This window comes from Kitasatospora sp. NPDC051853 (assembly GCF_044452665.1).
Taxonomy (GTDB): Bacteria; Actinomycetota; Actinomycetes; order Streptomycetales; family Streptomycetaceae; genus Kitasatospora.
Genome location: NZ_JBITBY010000002.1, coordinates 117510 through 132783, shown reverse-complemented (window position 1 = coordinate 132783; position 15274 = coordinate 117510). Strand labels below are relative to the sequence as shown.

Genomic DNA, 15274 nt, shown 5'->3' with positions numbered 1-15274 from the left:
GCGGCCCTCCGGAGGGAAGTGGTGTGGAGTGGACCGCTGCGTCGTCCTGGTGGACGCCGGGTACCTGCTGGGTGCCACGGCGAACCTGCTGACCGGGCAGCCGAGCCGGGCCCGGCTGACGGTCGATCACGCCGGGCTGGCCACCGCCCTGGCGGAACGGGCCGAGGCCGAGACCGGGCTGCCGCTGCTGCGGATCTACTGGTTCGACGCCGCCCCCGACCGGCGCTCGCTGCCCGAGCACCGGCGGCTGCGCAGCCTGCCCCGGGTCACCGTCCGGCTCGGCGCGCTGACCCGGGCCGAGGGGCGCTGGGTGCAGAAGGGCGTGGACGCCGCGATGCACGCCGAGCTCACCGAGCTCGCCCACAACCGGGCCTGCGCCGACCTGGTGCTGCTCAGCGGCGACGGCGACCTGCTGCCCGGCATGGTCTGCGCCAAGGAGCACGGCGTGGTGGTGCACCTGTGGGCCGTGCAGCCGGTGGACCACGACTTCAACCAGTCCGAGGACCTGGTCGCCGAGGCCGACGAGCGGCAGGTGCTGGACCGGGCCTTCGTCGAGCGCTGGGCCCAGCCGCGCGAACTCCAGACCTCGGTGCAGCTGCCGCTGCCCGCCGCGGCGGCCGCCGCCCCGGCCACCGCCGCTCCCGACGGGGCGTCACTCCCCGGGGAGGCGGAGCCGGACCCGGAGTCGGAGCCGGAGCCTGAGGTGCCCGCCGCGGTGGTGCTCCCCGGCCCCGCCGGGCTGCGGGTGGTCCCGACCCCGCGCGACCTGGCCGTGCGGCCGGGCCCCGGCACGCCGCCCGCCCTGGTGCTCCGCTGGTCCTCCGACCGCCTCACCGCGGTGACCGGCCCCGCCGCTGCTGCCGCTGCCACCGCCCCGTCCGCCGTCCCGGTCGGTCCGCCCACCCTGGCCGAACTCACCGGCCCGGAGCAGCGCTGGGCCGACCGCGAGGAGGACTCCGCCGAGGCCCCGGCCGACGCCCAGGCGGTCGGCCGGCGCTTCGCCGTCCGCTGGCTCTCCCGGCTGGGTGCGGACACCGTCCTCACCCGCCTCTGGGCCGACCACCCGCGCATCCCGCACCGCCTCGACGCCGAACTGCTCCGCTACGCCGCCCGCTTCGGCCTGCTCGCCGCCCGCGACGACCAGATCGACGAGGGGCACCGCTACGCCATCCGGGCCGGGTTCTGGGACGCCTTCGCCGAGGCGGTGCCCCGCCCGGGTCTGGCGGTTGCCCAGGAGTGACGGCGGCCCAGGACTGACGGCGGGTCAGGGCCGGTGGCGGGTCATTCCTGCCCGGTCCGCCGGCTGGCCTGCCACTCGGGCGCCTCGGGGTCCTCCCGGAACTCCAGCAGGTGCTGCCCGGCGAACCGCTGCAGGGCGCCCCTGACCTCGGACGGCGTGACGTAGAAGAACTCGCGGCGCAGGTTCACCCGGTTCACCCGGCGGTCCTCGAACTCCTGGTGCAGCTGCCGCTCCAGGCCGACCGCGTCCTCGCTGAAGATCAGCGCGTGCACGTCGAAGCGGAACGGCACGGAGGCGTCGCCCAGTTCGTTCACCCGGTCCATCGGGTCGAGGCGGCGGGTCATGCCGATCTTGACCATGCGCTCGCCGAAGGCGCCCACGTTGGAGATCACGTAGACGTACCCCGCCCGGACGTTCGCCTCCCGGGCGTCCACCGCGGCGAACTCGCCCTCGATCTCGGCCAGCTTCTCCTGCAGCTCGGCCACCGCGGCCGGGTCGGCCGAGGCGCCGGAGCGCAGCCGCTGGAGGGCGCTCTCGTAGTGGCGCCGCTCCTTGTCCAGCCGGGACCGCTCGCGCTCCAGCTCCTTGACCAGGCGCTCCTCCTCGCGCTGGCGCTCGCGCAGCTCCCGGCGCTGCTCCTTCTCCTCCTCCTGCTTGGCCAGGTGATCCGCCGTCAGCTCCAGCTCGCGCACCCGCAGCCGGTGGTAGTCGTCGCTGATCCGGATGTGCATGGTGGTGCCCAGGCGGGCGATGGTCTGCCGGGTCTTCTCCAGACGGTCCGTCATGGAGGACAGCCGGTGCGGGCGCATCGAACGCACCGCGCTGTCCGCCTCCGCGTTGTAGGCGCGCAGCATCAGCTTGGAGAAGTCCCGGACCATCTTCTGGCCCTCGGCGAGCGAGCCGTTCACCTGCCAGCCGGTGGCGGCGAGCACCGCGCCGTTGCCCTTGGCCAGGTCCTTGACGCGGTCCTTCAGCCGGTCCAGCTCGGCCTTGTACGCCACCGCGTCGGCCAGCGGATGGCGGTACTCGTAGATCCCGGCCTCCTGGAGCATGGCCGCTTCCTCGGTCCGCACGACGACCTGGTGCAGCTGCCCCAGCCGCTGCTCCGCCTGCCGGGCCTGCCCCTCGGCGTCGGCCGTCCGGCGGGCCACCTCCTCGTACTGCCGGTGGCTGTCGGCGAGCGCCCGGGCGGCCTGCTCGGCGGCCAGCTCGGCCTTGGCCTCCAACGCGTCGTCGGCCTCGGCGTACGCGGCCCGCAGCCGCTCGGTCGCCAGCACCAGCCCGGCCGCGTCCTGGCCCTGGACCTCGGCCAGCTGCCGGTGCAGCGCGGCCGCCTCGGCCTGGACCCGGGCCAGCTCGCCGGTGAGCCGCTCGACCTCGCCCTCCGCCTGCCGTCTCCGGCGGCCGAACAGCGGGCCCTTGCCCTCACCGGTGGTGGTAGCGGGAGCCGGCGCGGCGGGTACCGGCCACGCGGGGGTCTGGGCCTGGGGCTGCACCGGCGGGTGCGGCTGCGGTGCCTGCTGCTGCGGGTAGGGCTGCGGCGGCACCTGCTGCGGGTACGGGGCCGGGGTGGGCCAGTTGGTGGTCGCGGGAGCGGGAGCGGCGACGGGGAACGCCAGGGTCGGCTCGGCGACCGCCGGGACCCAGAGCGGCCAGCCCGGCGGCAGCGGCGGCCAGGACGGGTCCGGCTGCCACCCCTCCGGTGGGTGCCACCCCGCCGGAGGCTGCGGCCAACTGGGCGGCGGGTTGAACCGGAGGGACAACGGGCACTCCTTGATCGTTTCGACTCTGCGTACCAAGACTGCCCTGCGGGGACACCCGGTCGGGACGTGCGCCGACCGTTCGTTATCAGGCCGATACGGGCGGACGGGCGGTGCCCAGCCCCCGCACGTCCGGTGGACCTGACAGAGTCGTATGGCCCCCCTTGTCCGGTTGGTCCGGGGCAGCGCGTAGAGTCTTCGTCCGTGAGCGACACCGACCGGCGGGCACCACGGCCCACGCCGCAAGGCGGACTCGGCGGTCCCGGCCAGTCGGCCGGGCAGTGCTGCACCGTCCGGGACCTTGCCAAGAGCTACCGCAGCAAGGCGGGTGAGATCCGGGCCAACGACGGGATCTCGCTCGACGTCCGCCGCGGCGAGGTGTTCGGGCTGCTCGGCCCGAACGGCGCCGGCAAGTCCACCCTGGTGCGCCAGCTCACCGGACTGCTGCGCCCCGACCGGGGCTCGATCGACATCCTGGGCCACGACATCGTGCGCCACCCCGACCGGGCCGCCCGGCTGCTCGGCTACCTGGGCCAGGAGTCCACGGCGCTGGACGAGCTGACGGTGGCCCTGGCCGCCGAGACCACCGGACGGCTGCGCGGCCTGGGCCGGGCCGAGGCCCGGAGCGAGGCCGCCGAGGTGCTGGCCGAGCTCGGCCTGGAGGCGGTCGCCACCCGTCCGCTGGCCAAGCTGTCGGGCGGTCAGAAGCGACTGGCCTGCTTCGCCGCCGTGCTGGTGGGGGAGCGGCCGCTGCTGGTGCTGGACGAACCCACCAGCGGGATGGACCCGGTGGCCCGCCGCGCGGTCTGGTCCGCGGTGGACCGCCGCCGCGCCGAGCGCGGCACCACCGTGCTGCTGGTGACCCACAACGTGATCGAGGCCGAGACCGTGCTCGACCGGGTCGCGGTGGTGGACGAGGGCCGGATCATCGCCTGCGACACGCCCGGCGGCCTGAAGGCCCTGGTGGACGGTGACGTCCGGCTGGACCTGGTCTGGCGCACCGAGGCCCCGATGGAGGTGCCCGCCGTCGCCGAACTCGCCGCCCGGGCCGCCCGCACCGGCCGCCGCTGGACCGTCCGCACCACCCCCGACGAGGCCCGCGAACTGGTCGCCGCCGTCACCACCGGCCCCGCCTTCGCCGCCCTGGACGACTTCACCCTGGCCACCCCGAGCCTGGAGGACGCGTACCTCAAGCTCGGCGGCCGGCACGAGGGGCTGGCCCGGTGAGCCCTTCCCGCCACGACCTGACGGGCCGTGAGCACCGCCGCCCGGCAGCCCCCAGGACGGGGCGCGACCGCACCCACCGCTCGGTCCGCACCGACCGCTCGGTCCGCACCGCCCGCACCGACCGCCCCCACCGCTCCGGAGGACAGCCCCGGTGACCGTGCTCGACGTACCCCTGACGGTCGCGGCGCAGCCCGCCACGGCCGAGGCCCCGCTGGCCCCGGCCGCCCGGCTGCTGCCCTCGATGGCCGCGGTCTACCGGGCGCAGCTCGCCCGGGCCAAGGTGGCGCGGATCCCGCTGCTGTTCGTGGCCACCTTCCAGTCGCTCGGCATCCTGCTGATGATGCGCGGCGTGGTGGGCCCCGAGGAGGTCGAGGCCGCCCGTTCGGTGGTGGCCGGGTCGAGCGTGCTGGTGGTCGCCTTCGTGGCGCTCAACCTGCTGGCCCAGTACTTCGGCAGGCTCCGGGCCACCGGCGGCCTGGACCACTACGCCACCCTGCCGGTCCGGCCCGCCGCCGTGGTGCTGGGCGCCGCGGCCGCGTACGCCTCGTTCACCGTGCCCGGCGCACTGGTCACGGCCGGGGTCGGGGCCTGGATGTTCTCGCTGCCGATGGGCCACCTGTGGGTGCTGCTCGCGGTCGTCCCGCTCGCGGGCGCGGCGCTGGCCGGGATCGGCGCGGCCTGCGGGCTGCTGGCGCCCCGTCAGGAGCTGGCCACCCTGCTCGGCCAGCTCGGCATGTCGGCGGCGCTGCTGCTCGGCGTCCTCCCGGTGGACCAACTGCCCGGACCGGTCCTGCTGCTGCGCGACCTGCTGCCCTCCACCTACGGGGTCGAGGCCTTCGCCCGCAGCTTCGCGGCCGAGCCGCACTGGGCCGCCGTGCTCCGCGACCTGACGGTGTGCGGGGCGGTGGGCCTGGTCTCGCTGGCCGTCGCCACCTGGGCCTACCGGCGGGCCGCCACCCGCTGACGCCCCGTCGGAGGCGGGTGCTCCCGTTCACCGGGGGCCGGGCCCGGCTCCGGGTCGGCCCTCCGCCCGTCGTCGTGACGTGAAACGATGGGCCGGTGACCGTACCGAACACCCCTGCGGATTCCACTCCCGAGCCGCCCCTCCCGTCGTACCCCGCCCAGCCCGACCCGTACCTGCCGCCGCCGGCCCCCGCCCGGGAACGGCGCCCGCTCGGGCCGGAGCTGAGGATCGGCGCGGTCATCACGGCGGCCGGTGCGGTGCTCGGCGCGGTCATGGGCGTCCTCTGGCTCCAGCTGGCCCCCCGGGTGATGCTGATCGCCGGCAGCGACGCCATCCGCTACGTCGACCCCGAGGGCGAGCAGCGCGCCGGTGCCGACGGCACCTTCGCCCTGCTGGGCCTCGGCGCGGGCGTCCTGTGCGCCCTGGTCGCCTTCGTCCTGACCCGTCGTCGGGGCGGCGGCATCGCGGTCGCCACGGGCCTGGCGGTCGGCGGCCTGGCCGGCTCGGTCATCGCCTGGCAGCTCGGCACCCGGCTCGGCCCCTCCACCGACGTGGTCGCCAGCGCCAAGAAGGCCGGTCAGGGCGTGCAGTTCAGCGCCGCCCTGGAGCTCGGCGCGCACGGCGCCCTGCTGGTCTGGCCGATGGCCGCGATGATCCTGCTGCTCGCCCTCTCCGCCGCCTTCGGCAAGCGCGAGCCCGACCCCTCCCCGTACTGGGCGGGCCCCGACTGGGCCGGCCCGAACTGGCCCCAGCCCGCCGCCCCGCAGGGCGCTCCGCAGCCGCAGTGGGGTGCCCCGCAGCCGCCGCAGCCGGGCGTCCAGCCCGCCACCGACCCCTGGGCCGCCCCGCAGCCCCCGGCCCCGCCCACCGACGGCCCGGTGCCCCCGGCCGCCCCGGGCCCCGACACCGTCCGCTGACGGCGGATCAGCCCGTCCGGTCACCACACGTCGGCCCCGGTCCTGCGGTCAGCAGGCCGGGGCCGACGGGCTGTGCATCGCCTCGTCCACCGTCACCGGCCGATCCGGGCCACTCCCGCCCGGGTCAGCGCGACCAGATCAGCCGGGGCCAGCTCGACCTCCAGGCCCCGCCGCCCGGCCGAGACGTACACCGTCGCGTGCTCCAGCGCGCTCGCGTCCACCACCGTCGGCAGCGCCTTCCGCTGGCCCAACGGCGAGATCCCGCCCAGCACGTAGCCACTGCTCCGCTCGGCCGCCGCCGGGTCGGCCATCGCCGCCCGCTTGCCGCCGACCGCCCCGGCCAGCGCCTTGAGGTCGAGCTGCCCGGAGACCGGCACCACCCCGACCGTCAGCTTGCCGTCCACCTCGGCGACCAGGGTCTTGAACACCCGCCCGGCCTCGATCCCGAGCAGCTCCGCCGCCTCGCCGCCGTACGAGGCGGCCGCCGGATCGTGCTGGTACGCGTGGACGGTGAACTCCACGCCCGCCGCCTCCAACGCCACCGTCGCCGGGGTCCCGCCGCCCTGCTTCTTCTTGGCCACGACCTGGCCCTCCCTCAGTTCGGGCTGAAGCTCTGCCGGGTGAGGTCGACCCCCGGTACCGACGGCAGCCAGGAGATCACCGCCGTCTCCCGCCGCAGCAGCTCCAGCTCCTTGGTCAGCCGCTCCTCGGTGTCCGGGCAGGCCAGCAACTCCTGCTTCACCGGCGTCGGCAGCACGGCCGCCGCCGCCACCAGGTACGACAGCACCTGCGGATCGTTCGGCAACTCGGTCTGCCCGGTCAGACTGACCTCCTTGGCCCCGGCCAGCTTCTGCTGGTACGCGCGGAACGCCCGCTCCACCCCCGAGGCCAGCGCCCCGGCCCCGGCACCCGTCCGCTCCTCGATCGGCTCGATCTCACCGACCAGGTAAGGGCCCGTCACATCCACCGACCGCAGCCAGAACCGCGTCGTCCCGGTCACCAGCAGCTCGTACTGCCCGTCCGGCTGCTCCTGCACCGAGGCCACGTCCGCCACGCACCCGACGTGGTGCAGCGCCTCCAACGGATCCCCGGTCACCGTCCCCAGCCCGTCCAACGGCCCGGCCGGCCCTTCGTTCTCCCGCACCGGCGCCACCTCGCGCCCGTCCTTGATCGCCAGCACCCCGAACCGCCGCGGCTCCTCCTCCGGCCGCGCCACCAGATCGGCCACCAGCCGCCGGTACCGCTCCTCGAAGACGTGCAGCGGCAGCACCAACCCGGGGTACAGCACCGTGTTGAGCGGAAAGATCGGCAGGCGTTCGGTCACGGCGCACAGCGTAGTTCAGCCGCGCCCGCCGCCGTCCCGATTACCCGTCAGCACGGGCCTGGGCAGGCCAGTGCCCGGAGTCGCGTGACGGTGCGGCACGTGGCACCCAGGCGGTCCGGTCGGCCTGCGGGCTCCAGTCGGGCACCGCGCCGTCGAAGTAGATCCAGAGCGCCCAGTAGTACCCGTCCTCGTGCAGGACGAGGTCGTCACCGGAGGACAGGTCCAGGCCGCCCCAGTGCTCGTTGATCCTGGCCACGGCCTCTGGGCGGGGGATCGAGAAGGTGGAGCTCATCTCATCGACGATGGCGTCGAGCAGTTCGCGGGTCTCGGCCGAGGTGTCGAACACGAAGTCGTTCACGTCTCACCCCCGCTGGAGCATCCGGGTGGCGCCGGCCACCACGGTGGTGGCGAGGACCCAGCCGGAGAGGACCAGGGCGGCGGCGACGAACTGGCCGGTGCGGTCGGGGTTCCAGGTGTCGGGGGCGAGGTTGATGAGGGGGATCACCTTGGAGAGGGAGTAGAGGTAGGGGTTCCAGGTGGCCTTCTCGTCGGGCTTGAGGGGGGCGGGTTCGTGGGTGGCGAACCAGGCGGTGCCGACGGCCCAGGCGAGGAGCAGCCAGAGGGCGGCGCGGCCGGGGCGGTAGCCGTAGCCGACGGTGGCGTCCTGGAGGCGGCCCCAGAGGCGGCTGAGCAGGGGGAGGGTGGTGCGGCGGCGGCGGTGCTTGGCGTAGAGGACCTCGCGGGCGTCCTCGTCGCGGCCGTCGCGCCGCAGGGCCGCGGCGAGCTGCTCGTAGGGTTCGGGCTGGTACTCGCCGAGGGCGCCCTCCAGCCAGGCGATCCGCTGCTCGACGCTGAACGGCCGGTCGGGGCGCAGGGATTCGTAGGTGAAGCCGCTGAGGCCGACGTGGCCGTCCTGGGGCCAGCTGGCGGGGTTGTCGACCAGGTTGCCGATCCGGGCGCGGGAGAGGGAGACCTTGCCGGTGGGCGGGGTGTGGCAGGTGAAGCGCAGCTCCGGGGTCTGGATGCGGCGCAGCGAGAGCTCCTGACCCTCCGCCAGGTGGAACTCGGCGTGGGTGATCAGCAGGGCGTTCTCGAAGCGGCCGTCGACCAGCCGGACCCCGCCGAAGCAGCGCAGCGGGGTGGAGGGGGAGTCGACCGGGACGGGGGCGCCGTAGCCGTCGCCGTAGATGGAGTGGGAGTCGGCCCAGCCGCCGTCCAGCGAGCCGCCGAGGTACATGGTGTTGACGACGGCGATGTGGGCCAGGTTGAGGCAGTAGCGGCCGGGCACGGCGTGCAGCTGGGCGCCGCGGAAGGAGAGCCGGCCGCCGATGTGGGCGGTGCGCAGCGAGACCTCGCCGTGCACGAAGGCCCGCTCGATCTCGCAGTCCTGCTGGACCTTGAGGCCGTCGGCGGCCAGCGCGCGGCCGAACTTGTCCCCGCCGATGCTGGCCTGGTTGAGCAGCAGGTCGGTGCCGATCTTGGCGTCGGTCAGCCGGATGCCCTGCGGGAAGATGCAGCGGGCCAGGTGGAGGTCGCCCTCGGTGACCAGCCGGGAGGCCTCCAGCCGGGGTATCAGACAGCGGATCAGACGGAGTGTGCTCGCCTGTGCCTCGGAGATCAGCACCTTCTTCTCGAAGCGGCAGTCGTGCAGCTCGACGTACTGCTCGATCCGGGCCCCGGCGAGGCGCAGCGGGCCGGTGACGTAGGCGCCGCTGAGCTTGATCGAGGCGACCCGGCCGGAGGCGGCGGGCGGTCCGTCGAGCAGCAGGGTGGCCAGTACCTCGGCCCGTACGTGGCGGCTCTCGGGCCACTCGGCGGGGCCGAGCACGTCGTCCTCGCCGTCCTCGCGCCGGCTGCGCAGGTCGTACAGCTCCCCGTGCCGGAACGCCTCCCAGAGCCCCCGCTCGACGGCCGTCCAGTCCTCCGGCGGTCGCTCCACCGCTGCCTCCCCCGTGATCTTCGTCTGTCTCGCCCTTCGTATCACGGACTGAAATGAAAGACCTCGCGTTCCGGCCACTCCCTACACTGGGTCACGTGATCTCTCGAATCGACCTGCGCGGCTCCACTGCCGACCCGCGCACCGTGCTGCCCCGTGCCGAGTTCGACGTGGAAGCCGCCCTGGAGAAGGTGCGGCCGATCGCGGAGGACGTACGCCATCGTGGGGTCACGGCGCTGATCGAGCTCACGGAGCGTTTCGACGGGGTCCGGCTGGAGTCCACCCGGGTGCCGGCCGAGCAGCTGGCCGAGGCGCTGGAGACGCTGGACCCGAAGGTGCGCGCCGCGCTGGAGGAGTCGATCCGCCGCGCCCGGATCGTGCACCGCGACCAGCGCCGCGAGGGGCACACCACCCAGGTGGTGCCCGGCGGCACCGTGACGCACCGGTGGATCCCGGTCGACCGGGTCGGCATGTACGTCCCCGGCGGTCTGGCGGTCTACCCGTCCTCCGTGGTGATGAGCGTGGTGCCCGCGCAGGAGGCGGGCGTCGCCGGGATCGCCGTCACCTCCCCGCCGCAGAAGGCCTTCGGCGGGCGGGTGCACCCGACCATCCTGGCGGCCTGTCAGCTGCTCGGCGTCACCGAGGTGTACGCGGTCGGCGGCGCGCAGGCGGTCGCGATGTTCGCGCTGGGCACCGAGGAGTGCGAGCCGGTCAACGTGGTGACCGGGCCGGGCAACATCTACGTGGCCGCTGCCAAGCGTTACTTCGCCGGGAAGATCGGCATCGACTCCGAGGCCGGTCCGACCGAGATCATGGTGCTCGCGGACGACTCGGCGGACGCCGGCGAGGTGGCCGCCGACCTGATCAGCCAGGCCGAGCACGGCCCGACCTCGGGCTCGGTGCTGGTCACCGACTCGCCCGAGCTGGCCGAGGCGGTCGAGGCCGAGCTGAAGACGCAGGTCGCGAGGACCAAGCACTCCGAGCGGGTGGCCGAGGCGCTGGGCGGCCCGCAGTCCGGCATCATCCTGGTGGACTCCCTGGACCAGGGCCTGGAGGTCGTCAACGTCTACGCCTCCGAGCACCTGGAGATCCAGACCCGGGACCCGCACGCCGTCGCGGCGAAGGTCCGCAACGCGGGCGCGATCTTCCTCGGCCGGTACACCCCGGTCTCGCTCGGCGACTACGCGGCCGGCTCCAACCACGTGCTGCCGACCGGGGGTTGTGCCTGCCACTCCTCCGGCCTGTCGGTGCAGACCTTCCTGCGCGGCGTGCAGGTCGTCGAGTACGACCGCGACGCGCTGGCGGGCATCGCCGCGCACGTGGTCAACCTCTCCACCGCCGAGGACCTGCCCGGTCACGGCGATGCGATCAAGGCTCGATTCGACTGGACGGTACCGGACGCGTGACGAACATCGACGACCTCCCGATCCGGGACGAGCTGCGCGGCCAGTCGCCGTACGGCGCACCGCAGTTGGACGTGCCCGTCCAGCTGAACACCAACGAGAATCCGTACCGGCTGCCCGAGCCGCTGGTGGCCCGGATCGCCGAGCGGGTGGCCGAGGCGGCCCGCAACCTCAACCGCTACCCCGACCGGGACGCGGTCGAGCTGCGCACCGGCCTGGCCGCGTACCTGAGCCGGACCACCGGCCACCGGGTGACGAAGGACCAGGTCTGGGCGGCCAACGGCTCCAACGAGGTGCTCCAGCAGCTGCTGCAGACCTTCGGCGGCCCCGGCCGCAGCGCGCTCGGCTTCGAGCCCTCCTACTCGATGCACGCCCTCATCTCCCGCGGCACCGGCACCCAGTGGATCTCCGGGCCGCGCAACGAGGACTTCACCATCGACCTGGCGGCGGCCAGGGCGGCGATCGCCGAGCAGAAGCCCAACGTGGTCTTCGTCTGCTCGCCGAACAACCCGACCGGCACCGCCGTCGCGGCCGACACCGTGCTGGCGCTCTACGAGGCCGCCCAGGCGGCCCGGCCCAGCCTGGTGGTCGTGGACGAGGCGTACGTGGAGTTCTCGCACCGCGCCTCGCTGCTGCCGATGATCGAGGGCCGGCCGAACCTGGTGGTCACCCGCACCATGTCCAAGGCCTTCGGCGCGGCCGGGCTGCGGCTCGGCTACCTGGCGGCGGACGCGGCCGTGGTGGACGCGGTGCAGCTGGTCCGGCTGCCGTACCACCTGAGCGCCGTCACCCAGGCCACCGCGCTGGCCTGCCTGGAGCACACCGACACCCTGCTCGGCTACGTGGAGCGGCTGAAGGCCGAGCGGGACCGGCTGGTCACCGCGCTGCGCGGGCTCGGCCTCGACGTCACCGACTCCGACGCCAACTTCATCCAGTTCGGCCGCTTCGCCGACACCCACGCGGTGTGGCAGGCGATCCTCGACCAAGGCGTGCTGGTCCGCGACAACGGTGTCCCGGGTTGGTTGCGCGTCACGGCCGGCACCCCGGCCGAGAACGACGCCTTCCTGGACGCCGTCCGCACCGCCACCAAGGAGCTTTGAACCCTCATGTCCCGCACCGGCCGCATCGAGCGCACCACCAAGGAGACCTCCGTCCTGGTCGAGATCGACCTGGACGGCACCGGCAAGACCGACATCTCCACGGGCGTCGGGTTCTACGACCACATGCTCGACCAGCTCGGCCGCCACGGTCTCTTCGACCTCACCGTGAAGACCGAGGGCGACCTGCACATCGACACCCACCACACCATCGAGGACACCGCCCTCGCGCTGGGCGCCGCCTTCCGGCAGGCGCTCGGCGACAAGGTCGGCATCTACCGCTTCGGCAACTGCACCGTGCCGCTGGACGAGTCGCTCGCCCAGGTCACCGTGGACCTCTCGGGCCGCCCGTACCTGGTGCACACCGAGCCCGAGGGCATGGCGCCGATGATCGGCAGCTACGACACCACGATGACCCGGCACATCCTGGAGTCCTTCGTGGCGCAGGCCGCCATCGCCCTGCACGTGCACGTGCCGTACGGTCGGAACGCCCACCACATCGTGGAATGCCAGTTCAAGGCACTGGCGCGGGCACTCCGCTATGCCTCCGAGCGCGACCCGCGCGCGGCGGGCATCCTCCCCTCGACCAAGGGTGCACTGTGACCGCGTCAACACTGCTGATCATCGTCGGGCTCTTCCTGACCGGCGGCGTCTACTCGTTCTGGAAGCAGAAGCAGTCCAAGGGCGTGATCGCGGTCCTCGCGTTCGGCGCCGCGATGTGCCTCGCCTCCGGCCTGATGCGCCTCTGAGCCACTAGCAAGAGACGGAACTCCCCTGATGGCAAAGAACGTTGTGGTCTTCGACTACGGCTCGGGCAACCTCCGCTCGGCCCAGCGCGCGGTCGAGCGGACCGGCGCGAACGTCACCGTGACCTCCGACTTCAAGACCGCGATGGACGCCGACGGCCTGCTGGTGCCGGGCGTCGGCGCCTTCGAGGCCTGCATGCGCGGCCTCAAGGCGGTCCGCGGCGAGCAGATCATCGGCCGCCGGCTGGCCGGCGGCCGCCCGGTGATGGGCATCTGCGTCGGCATGCAGATCCTGTTCGAGCGCGGCGTCGAGCACGGCGTCGAGACGCCGGGCTGCGACGAGTGGCCCGGCACCGTCGGCCCGCTGGACGCCCCGGTCGTCCCGCACATGGGCTGGAACACGGTGGACGTGCCCGAGGGCAGCCGGATGTTCGCCGGCCTGGACGCCGACACCCGCTTCTACTTCGTGCACTCCTACGGGGTGCGCGAGTGGGAGCTGCGGATCACCAACGAGAACATCCGCGCCCCGAAGGTCAGCTGGACCACCCACGGCCACCCCTTCGTCGCCGCGGTGGAGAACGGCCCGCTCTGGGCCACCCAGTTCCACCCCGAGAAGTCCGGCGACGCGGGTGCCGCGCTGCTGACCAACTGGGTCAACACCCTCTGACAACCTGACAACTCCCTTACAGATCAGGAAAGTTGCACCGATGAGCCGCCTCGAACTGCTGCCCGCCGTCGACATCCGCGATGGCCTGGCCGTCCGTCTGACCAAGGGCGCGTCCGGCACCGAGAAGTCCTTCGGCGAGCCCCTCGCGGCCGCCCTGGCCTGGCAGGAGGCGGGGGCCGAGTGGCTGCATCTGGTGGACCTGGACGCCGCGTTCGGCACCGGTGACAACCGCGAGATCGTCCGCCAGGTCTCCGGCGCGCTGGACATCAAGGTCGAGCTCTCCGGCGGCATCCGGGACGACGAGACGCTGGCCGCCGCGCTGGCCACCGGCTGCCGCCGGGTCAACCTCGGCACCGCCGTGCTGGAGAAGCCCGAGTGGGTGGCCAAGGCGATCGCCGAGCACGGCGACCGGATCGCGGTCGGCCTGGACGTGGTCGGCACCACCCTGCGCGGCCGCGGCTGGACCAGCGAGGGCGGCGACCTGTTCGAGGCGCTGGCCCGCCTGGACGCCGAGGGCTGCGCCCGCTACGTGGTCACCGACGTGGACCGGGACGGCACCCTGACCGGCCCCAACCTCGAACTGCTGCGCAAGGTCTGCGCCGCCACCGACCGCCCGGTGGTCGCCTCCGGCGGGGTCTCCTCGCTGGAGGACCTGCGCGCCATCGCCGGACTCACCGGCCTGGGTGTCGAGGGGGCGATCGTGGGCAAGGCACTCTACGAGGGCAAGTTCACCCTCGCCGAGGCCTTGGAGGCGGTTTCATGACGGAGTATCGGCTCGTCGGCGGCAAGCTGGCCGGGCCCTCCCCCTGGGAGGCGGAGTTCGGCTACTCCCGCGCGGTCGCGGCCGGTGACTACGTGCACGTGGCCGGCACCACCGCCTGGGTCGACGGCGCGATCGCCCACGAGGGCGACCCGTACCACCAGACCCTGGCCGCCTTCGAGATCGGCCTGAAGGCGCTCACCGCCTACGGCCTGACCGCCGCCGACGTGATCCGCACCCGGATGTACATCACCCACGTCCGGGACGCCGAGGAGGTGGGCCGCGCGCACGCCGCGCTGTTCGCCGACGCCCGGCCCGCCGCCACCATGGTCGTGGTGGAGGGCCTGATCGACTCCCGGATGATGGTCGAGATCGAGATCGACGCCCACCGCACCGGGCTCGCCAGCACCCTGGAAGGTACGAAGCAGTGACCCTCGCCGTACGAGTCATCCCCTGCCTGGACGTGGACGCCGGCCGGGTGGTGAAGGGCGTCAACTTCCAGAACCTGCGCGACGCCGGCGACCCGGTCGAGCTGGCCAAGCTCTACGACGCCCAGGGCGCCGACGAGTTGACCTTCCTCGACATCACCGCCTCCTCCGGCGACCGGGAGACCACCTACGACGTGGTGCGCCGCACCGCCGAGCAGGTCTTCATCCCGCTCACCGTCGGCGGCGGCGTCCGCGCCGTCGAGGACGTCGACAGGCTGCTGCGCGCCGGGGCCGACAAGGTCGGCGTCAACACCGCCGCCATCGCCCGCCCCGAGCTGATCCGGGAGATCGCCGCCCGCTTCGGCCGCCAGGTGCTGGTGCTCTCGGTGGACGCCCGCCGCTGCCCCGAGGGCACCGAGACCGCCTCCGGCTACGAGGTCACCACCCACGGCGGCCGTAAGGGCACCGGCCTGGACGCGGTCGAGTGGGCCGGCCGGGCCGCCGAGCTGGGCGCGGGCGAGATCCTGCTCAACTCGATGGACGCCGACGGCACCAAGGACGGCTACGACCTGGAGATGATCCGGGCCGTCCGCAAGACCGTCTCGGTGCCGGTGATCGCCTCCGGCGGGGCCGGCAAGCTCGCCGACTTCGCCCCCGCGGTGGACGCCGGCGCGGACGCGGTGCTGGCCGCCAGCGTCTTCCACTTCGGCGACCTGACCATCGGTCAGGTCAAGGACAGCCTGCGCGAGTCGGGCCACCCGGTCCGGTAGCCACCCGGTCCGGTAGGGCCGCACTCCGCCACGAG

At 73.7% G+C, this 15274-nt stretch carries 18 protein-coding genes; 13 read left to right on the top strand and 5 right to left on the bottom strand.

Going from position 1 to position 15274, the window contains the following annotated elements; all coding sequences use genetic code 11:
• The first annotated feature begins 28 nt into the window (after positions 1-28).
• A complete protein-coding gene (locus ACIA8O_RS05435) occupies positions 29-1240 on the top strand; it encodes an NYN domain-containing protein (RefSeq protein ID WP_396292223.1) in 1212 nt (403 codons plus the stop codon).
• A gap of 41 nt (positions 1241-1281) precedes the next feature.
• Here the strand turns inward: ACIA8O_RS05435 and ACIA8O_RS05430 are convergent, their stop codons facing one another.
• Positions 1282-3003 (bottom strand): DUF4041 domain-containing protein, encoded by a 1722-nt coding sequence (locus ACIA8O_RS05430; protein ID WP_396292222.1) that lies wholly within the window; start codon positions 3001-3003, stop codon positions 1282-1284.
• Between the two features lie 201 nt (positions 3004-3204).
• Here ACIA8O_RS05430 and ACIA8O_RS05425 point away from each other — a divergent pair, with 201 nt between their 5' ends.
• The 4 genes from ACIA8O_RS05425 (at position 3205) to ACIA8O_RS05410 (ending at position 6108) form a co-directional block, all read left to right on the top strand.
• Entirely contained in the window at positions 3205-4227 is a 1023-nt protein-coding gene (locus ACIA8O_RS05425; protein WP_396292221.1) for an ABC transporter ATP-binding protein, read from the top strand.
• Positions 4224-4382: a hypothetical protein gene (locus ACIA8O_RS05420; RefSeq protein WP_396292220.1), complete on the top strand. Its 159-nt coding sequence runs from the start codon at positions 4224-4226 to the stop codon at positions 4380-4382. The genes ACIA8O_RS05425 and ACIA8O_RS05420 overlap by 4 nt, the downstream gene beginning before the upstream one ends.
• Before the next feature lie 86 nt (positions 4383-4468).
• Positions 4469-5191 carry an ABC transporter permease gene (locus ACIA8O_RS05415; protein ID WP_396292931.1) on the top strand — a complete coding sequence of 241 codons (723 nt, stop codon included), beginning with the start codon at positions 4469-4471 and terminating at the stop codon, positions 5189-5191.
• A gap of 95 nt (positions 5192-5286) precedes the next feature.
• A complete protein-coding gene (locus ACIA8O_RS05410) occupies positions 5287-6108 on the top strand; it encodes a hypothetical protein (protein WP_396292219.1) in 822 nt (273 codons plus the stop codon).
• Positions 6109-6200: 92 nt separating this feature from the next.
• On the opposite strand, the gene ybaK is transcribed toward ACIA8O_RS05410, so the two are convergent.
• Genes ybaK through ACIA8O_RS05390 form a run of 4 tightly spaced genes read right to left on the bottom strand, consistent with a single transcriptional unit; the run spans position 6201 to position 9371 of the window.
• The gene (gene ybaK / locus ACIA8O_RS05405; protein ID WP_396292218.1) at positions 6201-6689 is read right to left on the bottom strand and encodes a Cys-tRNA(Pro) deacylase; all 489 of its coding nucleotides are present in this window, start codon (positions 6687-6689) and stop codon (positions 6201-6203) included.
• A gap of 14 nt (positions 6690-6703) precedes the next feature.
• Entirely contained in the window at positions 6704-7432 is a 729-nt protein-coding gene (locus ACIA8O_RS05400; RefSeq protein ID WP_396292217.1) for an LON peptidase substrate-binding domain-containing protein, read from the bottom strand.
• A gap of 40 nt (positions 7433-7472) precedes the next feature.
• On the bottom strand, positions 7473-7790 hold the full coding sequence (locus tag ACIA8O_RS05395) for a hypothetical protein (protein ID WP_396292216.1): 318 nt from the start codon (positions 7788-7790) through the stop codon (positions 7473-7475).
• 3 nt (positions 7791-7793) lie between these two features.
• The gene (locus tag ACIA8O_RS05390) at positions 7794-9371 is read right to left on the bottom strand and encodes an oxidoreductase (protein ID WP_396292215.1); all 1578 of its coding nucleotides are present in this window, start codon (positions 9369-9371) and stop codon (positions 7794-7796) included.
• Between the two features lie 95 nt (positions 9372-9466).
• On the opposite strand from ACIA8O_RS05390, the gene hisD reads away from it, so the two are divergent.
• From hisD to hisF, 8 genes are read left to right on the top strand one after another with little or no spacing between them, the layout of a single operon-like run.
• Positions 9467-10774, top strand: coding sequence for a histidinol dehydrogenase (gene hisD / locus ACIA8O_RS05385; protein ID WP_396292214.1), 1308 nt, complete (start codon positions 9467-9469; stop codon positions 10772-10774).
• Entirely contained in the window at positions 10771-11871 is a 1101-nt protein-coding gene (locus tag ACIA8O_RS05380; RefSeq protein WP_396292213.1) for a histidinol-phosphate transaminase, read from the top strand. The genes hisD and ACIA8O_RS05380 overlap by 4 nt, the downstream gene beginning before the upstream one ends.
• Positions 11872-11877: 6 nt before the next feature.
• Positions 11878-12471 (top strand): imidazoleglycerol-phosphate dehydratase HisB, encoded by a 594-nt coding sequence (gene hisB, locus ACIA8O_RS05375; RefSeq protein ID WP_396292212.1) that lies wholly within the window; start codon positions 11878-11880, stop codon positions 12469-12471.
• Positions 12468-12617 carry a hypothetical protein gene (locus ACIA8O_RS05370; RefSeq protein ID WP_396292211.1) on the top strand — a complete coding sequence of 50 codons (150 nt, stop codon included), beginning with the start codon at positions 12468-12470 and terminating at the stop codon, positions 12615-12617. The genes hisB and ACIA8O_RS05370 overlap by 4 nt, the downstream gene beginning before the upstream one ends.
• Before the next feature lie 28 nt (positions 12618-12645).
• Positions 12646-13281 (top strand): imidazole glycerol phosphate synthase subunit HisH, encoded by a 636-nt coding sequence (gene hisH / locus ACIA8O_RS05365; RefSeq protein WP_396292210.1) that lies wholly within the window; start codon positions 12646-12648, stop codon positions 13279-13281.
• A 40-nt stretch (positions 13282-13321) separates the two neighbouring features.
• Positions 13322-14044, top strand: a complete 723-nt coding sequence (gene priA, locus ACIA8O_RS05360) for a bifunctional 1-(5-phosphoribosyl)-5-((5-phosphoribosylamino)methylideneamino)imidazole-4-carboxamide isomerase/phosphoribosylanthranilate isomerase PriA (protein WP_396292209.1) — start codon at positions 13322-13324, stop codon at positions 14042-14044.
• Positions 14041-14472: a RidA family protein gene (locus ACIA8O_RS05355; protein ID WP_396292208.1), complete on the top strand. Its 432-nt coding sequence runs from the start codon at positions 14041-14043 to the stop codon at positions 14470-14472. Before priA ends, ACIA8O_RS05355 begins: the two co-directional genes overlap by 4 nt.
• A complete protein-coding gene (gene hisF, locus ACIA8O_RS05350) occupies positions 14469-15239 on the top strand; it encodes an imidazole glycerol phosphate synthase subunit HisF (RefSeq protein ID WP_396292207.1) in 771 nt (256 codons plus the stop codon). Before ACIA8O_RS05355 ends, hisF begins: the two co-directional genes overlap by 4 nt.
• The last annotated feature ends 35 nt before the right edge of the window (positions 15240-15274 follow it).